This window comes from Nitrosomonas mobilis (assembly GCF_900103035.1).
Lineage (GTDB): Bacteria > Pseudomonadota > Gammaproteobacteria > Burkholderiales > Nitrosomonadaceae > Nitrosomonas > Nitrosomonas mobilis.
In genome coordinates, this window is sequence record NZ_FMWO01000036.1 from 1 (window position 1) to 246 (window position 246).

General features: G+C 43.1%; 1 protein-coding gene. It reads right to left on the reverse strand.

All coding sequences use genetic code 11. The features are described 5' to 3' along the window. A partial coding sequence (locus NSMM_RS03660) for a GNAT family N-acetyltransferase (RefSeq protein ID WP_143001845.1) occupies nucleotides 1-246 on the reverse strand: 246 nt, incomplete at both ends.

Below are 246 nucleotides of genomic sequence, written 5' to 3' on the forward strand. Positions count from 1 at the left end.
CATGCAACATTATCTTTACAACGTTACTCACGGTACGACGAAAATAATAGATATCAGCGCAATATTGAGAATGCGTAGAAAAGAACGCTTTGTGCGCACCTTCACCCTCGGTAAAATCAAAAATTTTTATATTTCCAGCTGCAAACATCTCTTGCAAGGCAAAATATTGCAATAGTGTACCGGGCGACCAGCGCTGGTATTCCGGATCGTGCCCTACGTATTCATATAAGGCGACGCCTTCCTGGA